Here is a 14,835-nt window from a genome sequence, read left to right on the forward strand (position 1 = left end):
CATGTTATTTTATATGGATTTAGCTATACATAACACATCATTGAGGCATCTCCCTATTCAAATCATGTAACCTCATTAGTCAGGGGTGCCAATATTTCCGATATAAAAAACATAAAACACTAACATACAGTAAATTACATTTTTGGCACGCAAATTGAAAACAATTAAACAACAGCGAAAGCCGAAAAGCTAAAAGAGTAGGCAAAAATTTAACCCCATAATCATGAAAATAAAAATTACCCTATTGAGCATTTGCCTTTTTTTAATTACCGCCTATAGTTTTGCTCAAAAAAAGGACACGCCTAAAAGCATCATAAACAAACATGTAGGCATAAAAAAGTATCACGATGGTGAAGAGCTAGAACACATGCAAAAAGGTCAATTATTAAACTTATATGTGGAAAGAATTGAAGTTCTAACTAACATATTGCCCTACATAGCATTTGCAACAAAACCCGGTACGACTATGTCTACTCTTGGCATTCCGAATAGCAATGATAACAGAAAAGCTCTTGAGGCTCAACATGAAAACACAGATAGCTATGTAAAAAACACCATCGAGTTTCAAAAAGTGATTTTACCATATTCCGATAAAGGCAATTTGGTCTCTGCTGTTTTGTTTTACGAAGAAATAATGAAATCCATTCATACTTACGACCAGTACAATTAATTAATAGTGCTTCATTTTGCATACAGAAAACCACCGCCTAAGGCGGTGGTTTTCTGTATGCCATAAATCTAATAAAGATTAACTATGGAGTGATTATTTGTATTTGTGGGGTACACCGTAGCTACCGCAGGCAGGTTTTAGGAAATAGTAAAAGTCCAGATGAGTTCTACGATAATTCCAAAACTTTAATGAGCTCTACAACATAATTACTCAGCAACAAGCCTCTCTCTTTTTATTAACTACCGTAGTACGCATCTTTAAAAAAGACACGAATGGTACAAATTCACACGAATCCAATACATTATGGAATAGATTGGACACAACATGAATAAGAATCCCTAGACTATATAGGCTTGAAACCAGTCAATAGACAGAATAATTAGTGAAAATTTGTGTCATTCGTGTCCAATCTTTTTTTGTGTACTCACAGTAGTTGCTATTAAAGGTTTCCCCGCTCTCAGATTAAATTAGTATTTTTTTGCTTATAAAAAAAACTATTTACTTACTGATTTACAACAACTTACTGGTTGTTATTGTTTTTTGGCACGCTGTTTGTAATTATCAAACTGTATTCATCCATTAAAATAAATTATTATGAAAAAGTTTTTATTCTTAGTAGCTAGTTTAATCCTTACCGGTTTTACTGTTAACGCAACCACAACCAATACAGAAGCAAGTACAACTTATAACAGAGGTTATGGCAACTCTTTCATATTTGTTGAAAACGGCATAGAGTTTTCAGTATTCCGCGACGGACAATTTGATTTTAACATACAGCGCTATAGCGGTACCAATGTAAATGTCTCAATAGGAACCCCTAATATTAATTTTAGCTTTAATTCAGGGTACGATTACAATGCTTATGTACAATATGATGAATACGGCGCCATCATTCAAATAGAAAATACGCCTATATATTATGATTACTATGGTCGTGTTAGCCAGGTAGGTAATGTCAATATCTACTATAACAGCTTTGGTTATGTAAACCGTGTAGGTGGTCTATACGTTCATTATAACAGATATAATCGTTTTTCACATTGCTCAGGTTTTATAAATGTGTATAACAGACAGTATGTTTACAGACCTTGGCATCGTTATTACAGCATTCCGTCTTACGACCATTGTGTAGTCTATAACAGACCTTACAGACGTCATTATACGCCAGTGCGTTATGTTTATAACAGACCGTTTTATAATAACTACAGACCTAGAACAGCTATTGCAAGCAGACGTGGCAACGTTATAGCAAGAAATAGAAGCTATGCTACCGTAAATAGAAGCAGCAGAAACGTGACACGAATAAATAAACATGCAAACTCTAGAAGAAGTGTTGCTCAAACAACTAATATAACAAAACGCAACAGTACTATTAACAGAAATTCTGGAAGAAACTATTCAACAGGAAATAAAAACACGATTAGACGTAACACCTCTAATATAAACATAAATACAAGAAACAACAATACCGTTACACGTAATAATGATACCAGAAGCACTAGAAATTATGCCCAAACAGCTAATCATACTAAAAGAACTGGGGAAAGCGTTAATAGAACAGTTAGACCTAGATCCAATAACAATGTAAATACAAATAAAGTAACCCGTGAACGTAAAAATGTAGTTACTCAAAAACCAAGAACGCAAAATACGCGTACATATAATAGAGACAATAATAATGCTAGAAAAACAAGACAGGTAACACGTACTACTCAAAGTAAACCTAGAGTAACACAACGAAAAACAGTTAACAGGTCTTCTCAAAGCAGCAAACCAAGAGCTGTACAGAGCAGAAGTACATCTAGTAATAAAAATATAAGATCGACTAGTAGAAGACGATCATAACAATTTTGGTTGGTTAGTTTTGAAACCCCTGCGACATGTTTGCCTCAAAGCAACATCGTAGGGGTTTCTGTTTTTATATTTTTCCACATTTAAATAGTAAGCGTTCGATAAGCTGCATGTTGTTCTGCTTGTATTTGAGTTTTAGTTTATATTAAGAAACAACCACCAGAAAGTGTATTCTATTTAAAGAACTGTAAAAAGCTCTTTAAGTTTAAAAGAATATGTCTAAGTATGGTAGCAATTATAAGATTATGAGATACTTTAATAGGCAGTTTAGGGTTGATTTTCCGAAGCCCAGTAAACGGTTTAAAAAAAACTGTTTTTTATTTATGTAGAAGCTTCTACTCCTCTACTCCTTTCCAAGAAAAAACATTTTTTAATAAGGTTTCTATTGAGATTCATTATCCGAATGGAGTTTTTTTGCAATGTCCTTCGGGTATTTAAAAAAACTAAAAAATTAATTGGAAATTCGCTAGATTAGCACATATCAATATATGTGGTATGACCGTATGAATACGGTTATCCATATGTTGGCAACAAGCTAAAAATAACCTCTGAAATACTAAATGACAATTCTTTTTATTTCAAATCAAACTCATTTTACAAAAGAAGAAGCCTTAAAGTTATTTCAGCCATATACAGAAGAAAAGGATTTTCACCATTTTAAATCTTTATCAAAAGCAAAAGATTTCCTGACCAACAACCTAATAGAAAAAGACAAACAAAGCCAGCAAAGTATCTAGAAAAAGAATTTCACGATTTTTCACGAGATAATCCGACTTTTAGCTTATAGTCAATATGAATATACCCTGTTGATGGGTTCTTCTGAAGAAGCAAGGTATAATGAAAATCTTGTAGAAGAATTAAAAAATGATTTCAATTTTACAGATGTGAGCTTAGTAACATATGAAGATTTATTGAATAAGCATATTAGACTATGTGATAGATTAAATGAGTTTAATGTGTTTTAACAATAGTGAAAGAAGCCAGTTGCCAACAAGATATAAGAAAACATAGGGCTTTTGGGCTTAATCGAAAGGTATATGTTTATTGTCAAAGTCGCCAAGTATAAAATTTGGTGTTTACAAGAAAAAAGATAAAAGCAAAATATTTATATTTGGCTTAGTACCAACCCGAAACGTATCGCTTATCACCTGCCCTACGTTTCTTATACGAGACATTAGCAATAATTAAACTCGATTGATATAACTCATAAGAATGAATCGTGAAATAATAGATATAAATGATTACACAATCTTGTTGGAAGAGGCTTCTACCGATAATAATTTAATAGATTCATGCTTTTTTGACGAGCCTGTAATAGCTATCGCCTTTTATGGTGCAGGTGATGTTGGTCTTAACGTAAAATTCGATGGAAAAACCAAAGAATTCCATCACACTAAAGGCATGGTACTATCATTTTATGCAGATAATATGGTAGAGTTTGAACACCATGTTTCCAAACTAAAATCGCTACAATGCCTTGTAATCGCTACAACAATAAGAAATATAGACAAATTGCCTAATGGTGAAGGTCAATTCTTGGAACAATTTTTATATCAATTAATTCACCCAAAAGATCATTATGTTGAAGGTCCGGTATTTAATATGAGCCCAGAAATGTTTCAATTAGTTGAACAGTTCTTTAGCAATACTTACGAGGGCGAAATTAAAATGATGTTTTATAAAAGCCATATCACAGCTTTACTTTCTCATTATTTTGGACAATTGGCAAAACAACAAAGCACAAAACTTGATACTTCGCAAATAGAAAAAATCAATCTAGCTCAAGAAATTTTATTATCTAATTTAGAAAATCCACCTTCCTTAACAGAATTGGCCAACAGAATTGGCACCAACACTAATAAGCTTAAAATAGAATTTAAAGCGCAGTTTGGCGTTCCTGTTTTCAAATACTTACAAAACGAACGTTTAAAAAAAGCCTACAGTTTAATTAAAAACGAACAAAAAACAATTCAAGAAGCCGCTTGGGCAGTAGGTTACGATAGTTTAGGTTCTTTCTCTAACGCTTTTGAAAAAAAGTTTGGCTACAGACCTAGCCAAGTGTAAAATTCTTTTCGAATAAATCATAATTCTTTCGGAATAAGTCGCTGGAAGACAGCTGCTATAGATTTGTATCATAATTCAAAAAGCAAAGATTATGATTAGTAAAAGTTTATTTAGCATTGTATGTGGCATGTTCGTTTGGATTTTAGGCGTTAGCTTTTACCTCTTATCATTTTATGTCCCCATTTTAGATAATCCTGAACTACAATCTAATGTCGTATTGGTTTTAGGCATCGTACCCAGCGCATGTTTAGGAACATATTTGTTCTATAAGAAAAGTTACATAAAACCATCTGCATTGGGGCTTACATTCGTTATTGTAGCTACGCTTCTAGATGTAATAATCACAGTTCCAGTATTTATAATTCCAAATGGAGGAAGCTATTCAGAATTTTTCGGAGATCCAATGTTTTATACAATTGTAGTTGAGTTTTACTTCATTGTATTCTATTTCGGAAATCATTTAAACAATAAAAAAATCAAAGCATGAAAACTATTGTTTTTTTTATAACGGTTTTATTGAATGCACTTTCCACAGGTTTTTTCTTCGCTTGGTCTATTTCAGTCATATTGGGAACAAAAAAAACAGGTCATTTAACGTATTTGGAAACAATGCAAAACATTAATAGAGAAATCTTGAATCCGGTGTTCTTCATTGTGTTCTTTGGAAGCTTAATTGCATTGGTGATAACTACTTATTTACAGTTCAACAACAAAACTGTATTTGTGTTAGTGTTGGCGTCAACAATCATATATCTAATTGGTACTTTTGGAGTTACAGCCTTTGGAAATGTCCCCTTAAACAATGAACTAGAAGTATTAAATATTACCAAGCTTAACTTAATAGAGCTAAAGGATTTTAGAACCTATTATGAAAGCGCTTGGAATCATTTCCATGGTATAAGAACCATTTCAAACATGGTTTCATTCATTCTATTACTTATATCAATATTTATTCAAAAAACATTTTAAAATCATTTATTATGAAAACAAACATTTTAGTTATCGGAGGAACCGGAAAAACTGGTCACCGAGTAGTCGAGCAATTACAAAACAAAGGAATTGAGCCAAGAATTGGTTCAAGAAATTCATCACCAAGCTTTGATTGGGACAATAAAGATACTTGGGTAGATGCCTTAAACGGCATCGAAAAAATGTATGTTACTTATTATCCTGACCTAGCTGTTCCAGGAGCTAAAGAAGCCATAGAGAGTTTAACTTATTTAGCTATAGAATTAGGGGTAAACAAAATGGTTTTGCTTTCAGGAAAAGGTGAAACTGAAGCTGAAGCCTGCGAAAAAATTGTTATGGATTCCGGCATAAATTACACAATCGTTCGAGCCTCGTGGTTTAACCAAAATTGGAGCGAAAGTTTCTTTTTAGACCCTATTCTTTCAGGAGAAGTGGCATTACCAATGTCTGATGTTTTAATTCCATTTGTAGATGCAAATGATATTGCAGAAGTAGCAGCAACTGTATTAATAGATGATGCTTATAATGGTGAAATTATTGAGGTAACGGGTCCAGAACTAATCACTTTTAAGGATATTGTCAACATCATTTCAAAGACCAGTAAAAGAAATTTGAATTTTTACGACATCACGCTAGAGCAGTATATAAATGGTATGAAGCAAATGCAAATACCTAATGATGTTGTGTGGTTAATTGAGTATTTATTTAGTCATGTTTTAACCAATCCAAAAAATCAACTGGTAGTTAATGATATTGAACGAGTTCTGGGCAGAAAAGCAAAAACATTTTCGGAATATGCTCAAAAAACCAGTGAAACTGGAATTTGGAATCAAATAAGCATCGAATAACTATTGCCGACAACGGTTACCGTTGCACAATACCATTAAAAAAAATGAATTTTGATCCCTCTCTCCGGAAGGTCGGGAGACTTTGCGGAGCGAGGGTAGGTACAAAACAGTAAATAACCCTTCCCGTTATGGTTTTTATTTAACCCCAAAATAACGCTCAATAAGTATTGAAATATCTTCAGAAAACTTAAACCTATAAACTACAAATACATACAGCACCGTAATTAAAGTTGATTTTAAAGCAATATTGACTATAGGATTAAAAGGAAATTCCCAAAAATACAATAGCAAAACACTTAAAAATATGAAACCCGCTATCCTAAATATATCAGTCGTAAAAGGATGGATCTTAAACTTCATGTATACAAAAAGCAGTTTTACGGAGTTATACATGAAAATAGCCAGCGAAGTTGCTAAAGCAGCACCGTTAATACCGTACAGAGGAATAAAGACCATGTTTAAAATAATCATTAGTATAACCAAAACTACCCCTAAGAACAACACGGCCCTATAGTAATCGCTATTAAATAAAATAGCATTGTTAGCTCCCAAAAAAGCATCATATAATTTGGTGACACTAATTATGAGTACCACAAAAAGCCCACCACCAAACTCCTCTGGAATGATATGGTACAACTGATTAATATTCAAGACAATCAAAAGAAATATAAATCCGCTTATTATAAACAAGTTTAACGAGCTCTTTTTGCACAGGTCTTCCAGAGCATCCATTTTTTTTTCGTTCAAAAACTTAGCCGATAAAGGCAACAGTATTTGATGCATAGATCGTTGAGGCACAGCAATAACCGCTGCTATAAAAATAGCAACATTGTAATATGCTATTTCTTCGATCTGGATATAATGCCCCAGCATGACTTTATCTACATCTAAAAGAACAGTAGCTATGGAACCCGCTATAATTATTAAAAACGAATATTTAAAAATATTTTTTAAGCCATTAATTCTCTTAAATGTAACAACAGGAAGCTTAATACTAAACGCATATACACTCATAATGAGCATTCTTAAAACATACACGCACACCAAACCTATCATAAACCACTCCACATCAACAACTTTAAAGTGCAATAAAAATAACAGTATCATAGTTGCTATCCGATGAAAAACTTCTTTCATAAAGTTCCCAAATACGGTTTGCATTTGCACCTTGGCCCAGGCAAAGAATATTTCAAAATAAGCGAGTGCAAAAGCTATGATCATGGTATGCCACAAATAACCTCTTATAATATCGTTCTTTTTGGACAAAACACCACCAATCACATCATAACACGCATAACTAAAAAAACATAAAGGAATGGCTATTATAAATGGCAAAAACAGCATCAGTGTCAAAAAGCTGTTTAATGAGATACGCGTTTTAAAGGACGAGTAAAACTTAACCAATGTATTGTGTGCCCCAAAGGCCATCAAAGGCATAATTACATATGCCAAAGACAGCATATACCCTACCATGCCGTAAAATTCATCACTAAGGAATTCTGTGTAAAGAAATAACGTATTAATGGCTCCAATAAAAAAGCCCAAATATGTTGAGATAACATTTTTAAAAGACTGCGAAGCGACTATTCCCATTAATTCTTAAAATATTTATAATTAAATCCTAAAAACGTTACTCTTTGAAATAATTTAGAGCTTAGACCTTTTCGGATTTTCATTTCTCGATCACCTCTATTAACTGTTGGGTTAATTGTTTTCTGCTATACTTTTGCAAACCAATTGGAAACGATTGCAAATTCTTATTCCGAAATGCTTTATAGCATGCCAATATAGTCGTTTTTAGTGACTCATAAGCATCGTAATTAAAGTAGCTACCCGTATTCGTCTCCTTAATGATTTTCCCAACATCCGAATCTTTGGGACCTATGGCGATAATGGGCCTGTTTGAAACCATATATTCAAATAGTTTTCCAGGTATAATGCATTTTGTGTCTTCAGAATCTATTTCAATCAACAACAATACCTGTGATTTTTTTTGAAACACAACTGCTTCTTTATGCGAAACATAACCTACTTTATTAACATAATTACTTAACCCTTTGTTCTTGATCGATCCTAATACATTTTCACTAATCGCCCCAATAAAGTTAAGTTGAAAATCTTTAGAAAAACCATTGTTTTCATTAACTAGGTCACTTAGGACGTCCCATAAAACTTCTGGATTTCGTTTAGACAATAAAGAGCCTATATGGGATATTGAAAACTTGGAGTCTAGCTCCAACTCACCAGCAGGTTCGTAATCATAGCCATTAGTTATAACCTCTATAGGTCGGCTTGTTATTTTTGAAAACTCTTTTTTAGTTGTAAAACTGGTCACAATGACCTGATCGGCAGTATTTAAAACCTGCTTTTCTAAAGTTATATGTTTTTCTTTTGAAGCTTTTGTTAACTTTAATTGTTTATGATAACCAATGGTTGTCCATGGATCCCTAAAATCGGCCAACCACTTCACCCCTAATTCTTCCTTTAACCGTAAGCCAATAAGATGCAAGCTATGCGGAGGCCCTGTAGTTATTATCGTTTTAATATTTTTTTCCGAAATATATTTTGAAAGATACCCTACAGAAGGTTTTACCCAAGCTATTCTCGCATCGGGAACAAAAAAGTTCCCCCTAATATAGAGCATCACTTTTTCGATAAAACTTTGTTTTTTATGATCTGAAATAATCCCTTTACTTATGGTTTTCGATGATTTTTTTGAAAACACCCCCGCTAACTTATAAGGCTCTTTTATTGGGTACTTTAAAATGGTGATCTCGTCTGAAACTTCAGAAGATAAACTTTCGTCCAGCAAAGGATAATTAGGGTTATCCGGAATATAAACAATAGGATCTATATTAAATTCCGGCAAATATTTAACAAATTTCAACCAGCGCTGTACTCCGGGCCCTCCTGCAGGAGGCCAATAATAAGTTATAATAAGTACTTTTTTTTTCATTCTGTCATTCCTGCCTTTCGTCTTCGCTCAAGATAAACTACATCAGGAATCTTAAAAATTGAAACTAGATTAATAACAACGCCTGTTTATACAGGTATGGCAAACTATTTTTTCTTAAACTCGTATAACAGTCCGCCCAGCAACAATACCCCAAACAAAATCGAGCTAGCCAAAGCAATATGACTACCCGTTTTAACAACATCTGGGTCAAACTTAAATTCTATGGTATGGTTTCCTGCTGGTACCTGCATACCACGCAACGTATAATTAACACGTATATGGGAACGCTCTTCTCCATCGATAAAAGTTTTCCACCCATTACCATAATACACCTCTGAAAAAACAGCAAACCCTTCATTTGAGTTTCTGGATTTATACTTTAAGTAATTCGGTTTCACTTCAACCAAATTAATGGATGCCAACGAATCTACTTCATAGTTTGGCTTCACATTTTTTAAGTTTTCCAAAGCTTTATGCGTAGAATAAATAGCTATGGATTTATTGGGCAAGCTATCCAACTGCTTCATTTCCTCATCTGCCGACACCACTTTTTGCAAGCGCTGAACAAACCAGACATTACCATTGGCCTCGTCATTTTTATAAGAGAACATCCCGTCTTTTTCATCCTGAGCTATAATATACTTGGTATTAAGCATATTAAGCACATTGATATTGTTTTTCGTTACATAAAAATCAAACACTTCCCTATAGCGCTTTAATTCTGCAGCATTATAACCATTTAACGAATTATGGAAGTACGAAGGTTTTGATGGCCCCGAAACTAAATCAAACACCTTAAAATGCGTGGTATCCTTTAAGATTTCCTGATCTACCTCATTGGCCTGAAACGGTTTGTCCATCCTAATTGCAGATACAAAATCGGCATTATTCACATAGCGTCTATCAACCCCAACTAAATCAAAAAGAACGAGCGCACAAAACACCACGATCACCCACTTTTCTTTTAGTTTATCACGCAAAAACATAAAGATAGCACCAGCAGATAACACGACCAAAACAAATGTCCGCAATGTATCCTGAGTAAAAATAGCTTCTCTATCCTCTTTAATAGCTCTTATAAAATCCGGTCCATAGGCCTGCATATATTGACCATCATTAGCACCGACAAAATCAAATAACGACGACTTAAACAGTAAAAACACCACAGCAATACCACCTGTGATGATACTGGTGTATTTTAAAGCTTTAAACTTATCTTCCTTCTTTTCAAAGTCATTGAACAACCTTGTCAACCCGAAAATCGCCAATACGGGAATACACAGTTCTAAAATGACCTGAATAGAACTCACCGCTCTAAACTTGTTGTAAAGCGGCACATAATCAATAAAGAAGTCCGTTAAAAACCCTAAATTTTTCCCGTAAGACAATAATAGCGACAATAAAGTCCCTCCTACGAGCCACCATTTTAACCGTCCTTTCACAAGAAATAGTGCAAAAACAAATAAAAACAAAACCACGGCGCCAATATATGCCGGTGCTTCAACAATGGGCTGTTCTCCCCAATACATAGGGGCGCGCTTCGACGCTTCTAATGCTTGTGTGGTGCTAGCCCCCAATTTCCTGTAAGCCTCATAAGTTGAAGAATCCTTGCCTACATTCTCACCATTTCCTCCTCCCATAAATCTGGGAATATAAAGATTAAAAGTTTCCACAATGCCATAACTAAACTGTGTGATATAATCCCTATCCAAACCAGAGGTCATTGTTTTTGGCGAACCATCAGGGTTTATAGTTAACTCGCTTTTTCCCCGGGTGCTCTCTTTTACATATTCTTGTGTTGCCAAGACGTTTGTTGCGTTCAAAGCTATGGATAGAACGACGGCGGCAACCATGATCCCTACAGATTTAAAATAATGAGGCAGTATTTTTTTTCTATAGGCGTCAACTAGGTATACAACACCTAAAACAATAACCAATAGCAATAGATAATAAGTCATCTGAAAATGATTAGCCACAAGCTCCAAGCCCATAGCAACAGTAGTTAACAAGAACCCTGGGATATATTTTTTTTGAAAAACAAGGAAAATTCCACTTAAAACCAACGGCATATAAGCTATAGCATGCGCCTTGCTATTGTGTCCTACTCCTAAAATAATTATTAAATAAGTTGAAAACCCAAAAGCGATAGCTCCAAGCGCAGCTAGTTTAAAGTCGACCTTTAAGACCAACATCAGTATATAAAAACTTAACAGATATAAAAACAGATAATCTGCTGGTCGAGGCAAAAACCTAAGGGTCAAATCTAATTTTTTAATATAATTATGCGGGTACTTTGCTCCCAACTGGTACGTAGGCATCCCAGCAAACGCACTATTTGTCCAATATGTTTCTTTTCCAGTTTCTGCTTTAAAATCCTTTTGCTGCTTGCTCATGCCTATGTATTGCACGATATCGCTTTGATATATCCTTTCCCCTTTTAAAACAGGGCTAAAATAAGCCAATGAAAGCATTACAAATCCTACCAAAATTAATAAATGAGGACCTATTCTTTTAACTGAAAATTGCATGAAAGTATATTAAGAACAATGTTTGTGAAAATTAATCAATTTCTTCGTAATCGACATAATCACCTACATTTTTATTTGAAGTTTTAGTTTTTGGTATTTTATCTATAATGACTTCTCCTTCTTTTTTCGGTTTTTCTTGTTGCTGTTTTCCAAACTGGCCACCAAAACGCTGTTCCGCTTTTTTAGTAATGTATTTAAAAATAAACGGAGCAAATAAGCGTGATAAAATTTTTATTCCAAAGTAAATAAGAAGAATGATTAATATCATTCTAACAAAACCTGTTACAGATGCAAATTGTAGCATAAAAATTATTTTTAACAAAAATACAATTCTATATGCTTAAAAAACGCTCAAAAATGATAAAAAAAGTATAAAATATCTATATTTGAAAAAGTCTTTGAACCTAAAAATAATAGCAGTGCATTATCAATGTATTACTAGTTGTATACTAAAACCTTAATTATGAACCCAATGAAATCTATCTTATGTTTTATACTAACCCTAATTTCAATTCAGGCCTATAGCCAATATACCGATGTCATTAACTCAAACAGACCCGGTGTGTCCCGAAGTGCTTTTTCCGTAGGCACCAATGTAGCTCAATTTGAAATAGGTCCCTATATTACAAAAGAAAAAAGGACGCCTGCTACGGCCTATGAAATATCTGGGTTTGGCGTTGATTTTGCTGCGCGATATGGGCTATTATTCGAGGAACTGGAATTAAATATTGAAGGCACCTACCAAAACGACAAAAAAACGTACCCTTTAAATTCATCTATCGAAGAAAAACGCTCTAACTTTAAAACGCTCACATTGGGCGCGAAGTACCTGGTGTACGATCCTTATAAAAAATCAGAAGAAAAGCAACCTGACCTGTACAGTTGGAGAGCAAATCATCGCTTTAGATGGAGTTCGTTAATCCCTGCTGTTTCAGTTTATTTAGGGGCTAATTTTGACACAAAAGACAATCCGTATATAGCCCCGGGCATTGAAGGGTTTAGCCCTAAAGTTATGATCGCAACCCAAAACAACTTCCCCGGAGGATGGGTATTTGTTATGAATTTCATAAAGGACAGAATTGGATCCGACCAATCAGATTTTCAATATATTTTAACATTAACACACTCTTTCAACCCTAAGTGGGTTATATTTGGCGAAACTCAAGGGATACAAAGTGATTTTTATGCTGATAATCTTTTTAGATTTGGGGGCGCTTACTTATTGAAACGAGATCTTCAATTAGATACTGCACTAACCCTTAACACAAAGGACACCCCGTCTGTTTTTAGTGTAAACTTTGGGGTATCGTACAGATTGGATTTCCATAAAGACAAAGAGCTCAAGGATAAAGATATAAATAATGGTACCTCGGCTAAAGAAGAAGGAAAAAGAAGATCCAGACGCAATAAAAACAAAAATAATACTGCTGATGAAGATAAAAAGCGAAAACGAAACGATATAGACTTTGACAACAACTAAAATAATTTCCTTGAAACGAACTTTCTTCGAGACAGCCCCTCTAGGAATACTTTTCAATTAAGAATCAAAATAGCTATCATAACATATGATAACACTCAAAGAAATACATAAAAAGAAGGATTTAAAGGCTTTTGTTAAACTTCCTTTTAAGATTAATAAAAATTCCAAATATTGGGTCCCCCCAATTATTAGTGAAGAAATCAAAACTTTTAACAAAAAAGAAAACCCGGTATTTAATAATGCTGAAGCCAGATTATTCCTAGCTTATAAAAACGGGGAAATTGTTGGCCGTATAGCCGCTATAATCAATTGGCTGGAAGTCAAGGAGCAAACTTTAAAAAAAATGCGTTTTGGTTGGTTTGATGTTATCGATGATGTGAATGTTTCAAAGGCCTTACTTGATAAGGTCATAGAAATTGGAAAGGAAAACGATCTTGAATTTATCGAAGGCCCTGTTGGTTTTTCCAATCTTGATAAAGTAGGTGTAGTAACAGAAGGTTTTGACCAAATTGGAAGTATGATTACATGGCACAACCTACCCTATTACGCGACCCATTTTAAAAAATTAGGCTACGATATTGCTAAAACATATTCTGAGAACATCATGGAGTTTAAAAATATTCACCCAGAATATTTCTCAAGAATGCAGGGGTTAATAAAAAAGCGCTACCAACTAAGAGCTTTAAACTTTACTAAAAATAAAGATATTCTTCCTTACACCAATGAGATGTTTGATGTCTTTTCCAAATCACATGCTGTCCTTTCCACATTTGTTGAAATAAATGATGAACAGCGGGAGTATTTTAAGAAAAAATTTATTGGTTTTCTTAATCCGGAATATGTGAAATTTGTCTTAGATAAAGATGATAAACTAATTGCTTTTGGGATTGTGACCCCGTCTTACGCAAAAGCTTTACAAAAAATGAAGGGCAAGTTATTTCCTTTTGGCTTAAAGCATTTATTACACGCAAAGAAACATGCCAAAACAGTGACTTTTTACCTAATTGGTGTTTTACCTGAATATCAAAATAAAGGGGTTACTGCTATTATTTTTGATGAATTCCATAAAACATTTACAGAAAAGGGTATTGAATTATGTGTAAGAGGCCCTGAATTGGATGACAACGTTGCCATACAACAAATATGGAAAAACTTTAAGCCCGTTATTAATAAAAGACGCTGTACTTTTAGAAAACCTATTGACAAAGCTTAAATCACTTCATTTCATAAAAAAATCCAATTCAATTATGAATTGGATTTTTTAATATCTGTTTTTCGGGGCACATTCGCAAAACACGAAAGCCCTTGTGAAAACGAGGGTTTTGTTGTATATTGATGTATAAATAAACCCCGAAAAAGGCCAAAAAGGCACAAAAACGGGGTTTTTATCTTCGATAATTATGAAAGTACAAAGAATTTCTGACTTACAGGGTCGTCTTTCTCTTTTTTCCCCTTCAGGAAGATTACGA

Annotated in this window: 14 protein-coding genes; 10 read left to right on the plus strand and 4 right to left on the minus strand. The window is 33.9% G+C overall.

Going from position 1 to position 14,835, the window contains the following annotated elements; translation table 11 throughout:
* The first annotated feature begins 223 nt into the window (after positions 1–223).
* The 8 genes from PQO00_RS07620 to PQO00_RS07655 all read left to right on the plus strand — a co-directional run bounded on the left by PQO00_RS07620 (position 224) and on the right by PQO00_RS07655 (position 6,402).
* Positions 224–670, plus strand: a complete 447-nt coding sequence (locus tag PQO00_RS07620; RefSeq protein ID WP_274184241.1) for a hypothetical protein — start codon at positions 224–226, stop codon at positions 668–670.
* Between the two features lie 594 nt (positions 671–1,264).
* Complete coding sequence (locus PQO00_RS07625; protein ID WP_274184242.1) at positions 1,265–2,515, plus strand: hypothetical protein; 1,251 nt, start codon at positions 1,265–1,267, stop codon at positions 2,513–2,515.
* A 566-nt stretch (positions 2,516–3,081) separates the two neighbouring features.
* Entirely contained in the window at positions 3,082–3,258 is a 177-nt protein-coding gene (locus PQO00_RS07630; protein WP_274184243.1) for a hypothetical protein, read from the plus strand.
* Positions 3,259–3,330: 72 nt separating this feature from the next.
* On the plus strand, positions 3,331–3,486 hold the full coding sequence (locus tag PQO00_RS07635; protein ID WP_274184244.1) for a hypothetical protein: 156 nt from the start codon (positions 3,331–3,333) through the stop codon (positions 3,484–3,486).
* Positions 3,487–3,733: 247 nt separating this feature from the next.
* Positions 3,734–4,585, plus strand: coding sequence for an AraC family transcriptional regulator (locus PQO00_RS07640; protein WP_274184245.1), 852 nt, complete (start codon positions 3,734–3,736; stop codon positions 4,583–4,585).
* Positions 4,586–4,676: 91 nt separating this feature from the next.
* Positions 4,677–5,072, plus strand: coding sequence for a DUF5367 family protein (locus tag PQO00_RS07645; RefSeq protein WP_274184246.1), 396 nt, complete (start codon positions 4,677–4,679; stop codon positions 5,070–5,072).
* Positions 5,069–5,554, plus strand: a complete 486-nt coding sequence (locus tag PQO00_RS07650; protein WP_274184247.1) for a DUF1772 domain-containing protein — start codon at positions 5,069–5,071, stop codon at positions 5,552–5,554. Before PQO00_RS07645 ends, PQO00_RS07650 begins: the two co-directional genes overlap by 4 nt.
* Before the next feature lie 11 nt (positions 5,555–5,565).
* Positions 5,566–6,402: an NmrA family NAD(P)-binding protein gene (locus tag PQO00_RS07655; protein ID WP_274184248.1), complete on the plus strand. Its 837-nt coding sequence runs from the start codon at positions 5,566–5,568 to the stop codon at positions 6,400–6,402.
* A gap of 135 nt (positions 6,403–6,537) precedes the next feature.
* Here PQO00_RS07655 and PQO00_RS07660 read toward each other — a convergent pair whose 3' ends face one another.
* The 4 genes from PQO00_RS07660 to PQO00_RS07675 all read right to left on the minus strand — a co-directional run bounded on the left by PQO00_RS07660 (position 6,538) and on the right by PQO00_RS07675 (position 12,190).
* The gene (locus PQO00_RS07660) at positions 6,538–7,995 is read right to left on the minus strand and encodes a lipopolysaccharide biosynthesis protein (protein WP_274184249.1); all 1,458 of its coding nucleotides are present in this window, start codon (positions 7,993–7,995) and stop codon (positions 6,538–6,540) included.
* 79 nt (positions 7,996–8,074) lie between these two features.
* Positions 8,075–9,358, minus strand: coding sequence for a glycosyltransferase family 4 protein (locus PQO00_RS07665; RefSeq protein WP_274184250.1), 1,284 nt, complete (start codon positions 9,356–9,358; stop codon positions 8,075–8,077).
* A gap of 104 nt (positions 9,359–9,462) precedes the next feature.
* The gene (locus tag PQO00_RS07670) at positions 9,463–11,886 is read right to left on the minus strand and encodes a YfhO family protein (protein ID WP_274184251.1); all 2,424 of its coding nucleotides are present in this window, start codon (positions 11,884–11,886) and stop codon (positions 9,463–9,465) included.
* 31 nt (positions 11,887–11,917) lie between these two features.
* Positions 11,918–12,190 (minus strand): DUF4834 family protein, encoded by a 273-nt coding sequence (locus PQO00_RS07675; RefSeq protein WP_274184252.1) that lies wholly within the window; start codon positions 12,188–12,190, stop codon positions 11,918–11,920.
* A gap of 159 nt (positions 12,191–12,349) precedes the next feature.
* On the opposite strand from PQO00_RS07675, the gene PQO00_RS07680 reads away from it, so the two are divergent.
* Positions 12,350–13,366 (plus strand): transporter, encoded by a 1,017-nt coding sequence (locus PQO00_RS07680; protein WP_274184253.1) that lies wholly within the window; start codon positions 12,350–12,352, stop codon positions 13,364–13,366.
* An 85-nt stretch (positions 13,367–13,451) separates the two neighbouring features.
* Positions 13,452–14,579, plus strand: coding sequence for a GTP cyclohydrolase (locus PQO00_RS07685; RefSeq protein ID WP_274184254.1), 1,128 nt, complete (start codon positions 13,452–13,454; stop codon positions 14,577–14,579).
* Positions 14,580–14,835: the final 256 nt, after the last annotated feature.

Origin of the sequence: Flavivirga sp. 57AJ16, assembly GCF_028736925.1 — a bacterium.
Taxonomy (GTDB): Bacteria; Bacteroidota; Bacteroidia; order Flavobacteriales; family Flavobacteriaceae; genus Flavivirga.

Coding starts and splice junctions, on each gene's coding strand:
- PQO00_RS07620 (WP_274184241.1), top strand. CDS start 224: ATGAAAATAAAAATTACCCTATTGAGCATTTGCCTTTTTTTAATTACC.
- PQO00_RS07625 (WP_274184242.1), top strand. CDS start 1,265: ATGAAAAAGTTTTTATTCTTAGTAGCTAGTTTAATCCTTACCGGTTTT.
- PQO00_RS07630 (WP_274184243.1), top strand. CDS start 3,082: ATGACAATTCTTTTTATTTCAAATCAAACTCATTTTACAAAAGAAGAA.
- PQO00_RS07635 (WP_274184244.1), top strand. CDS start 3,331: ATGGGTTCTTCTGAAGAAGCAAGGTATAATGAAAATCTTGTAGAAGAA.
- PQO00_RS07640 (WP_274184245.1), top strand. CDS start 3,734: ATGAATCGTGAAATAATAGATATAAATGATTACACAATCTTGTTGGAA.
- PQO00_RS07645 (WP_274184246.1), top strand. CDS start 4,677: ATGATTAGTAAAAGTTTATTTAGCATTGTATGTGGCATGTTCGTTTGG.
- PQO00_RS07650 (WP_274184247.1), top strand. CDS start 5,069: ATGAAAACTATTGTTTTTTTTATAACGGTTTTATTGAATGCACTTTCC.
- PQO00_RS07655 (WP_274184248.1), top strand. CDS start 5,566: ATGAAAACAAACATTTTAGTTATCGGAGGAACCGGAAAAACTGGTCAC.
- PQO00_RS07660 (WP_274184249.1), bottom strand. CDS start 7,995: ATGGGAATAGTCGCTTCGCAGTCTTTTAAAAATGTTATCTCAACATAT.
- PQO00_RS07665 (WP_274184250.1), bottom strand. CDS start 9,358: ATGAAAAAAAAAGTACTTATTATAACTTATTATTGGCCTCCTGCAGGA.
- PQO00_RS07670 (WP_274184251.1), bottom strand. CDS start 11,886: ATGCAATTTTCAGTTAAAAGAATAGGTCCTCATTTATTAATTTTGGTA.
- PQO00_RS07675 (WP_274184252.1), bottom strand. CDS start 12,190: ATGCTACAATTTGCATCTGTAACAGGTTTTGTTAGAATGATATTAATC.
- PQO00_RS07680 (WP_274184253.1), top strand. CDS start 12,350: ATGAACCCAATGAAATCTATCTTATGTTTTATACTAACCCTAATTTCA.
- PQO00_RS07685 (WP_274184254.1), top strand. CDS start 13,452: ATGATAACACTCAAAGAAATACATAAAAAGAAGGATTTAAAGGCTTTT.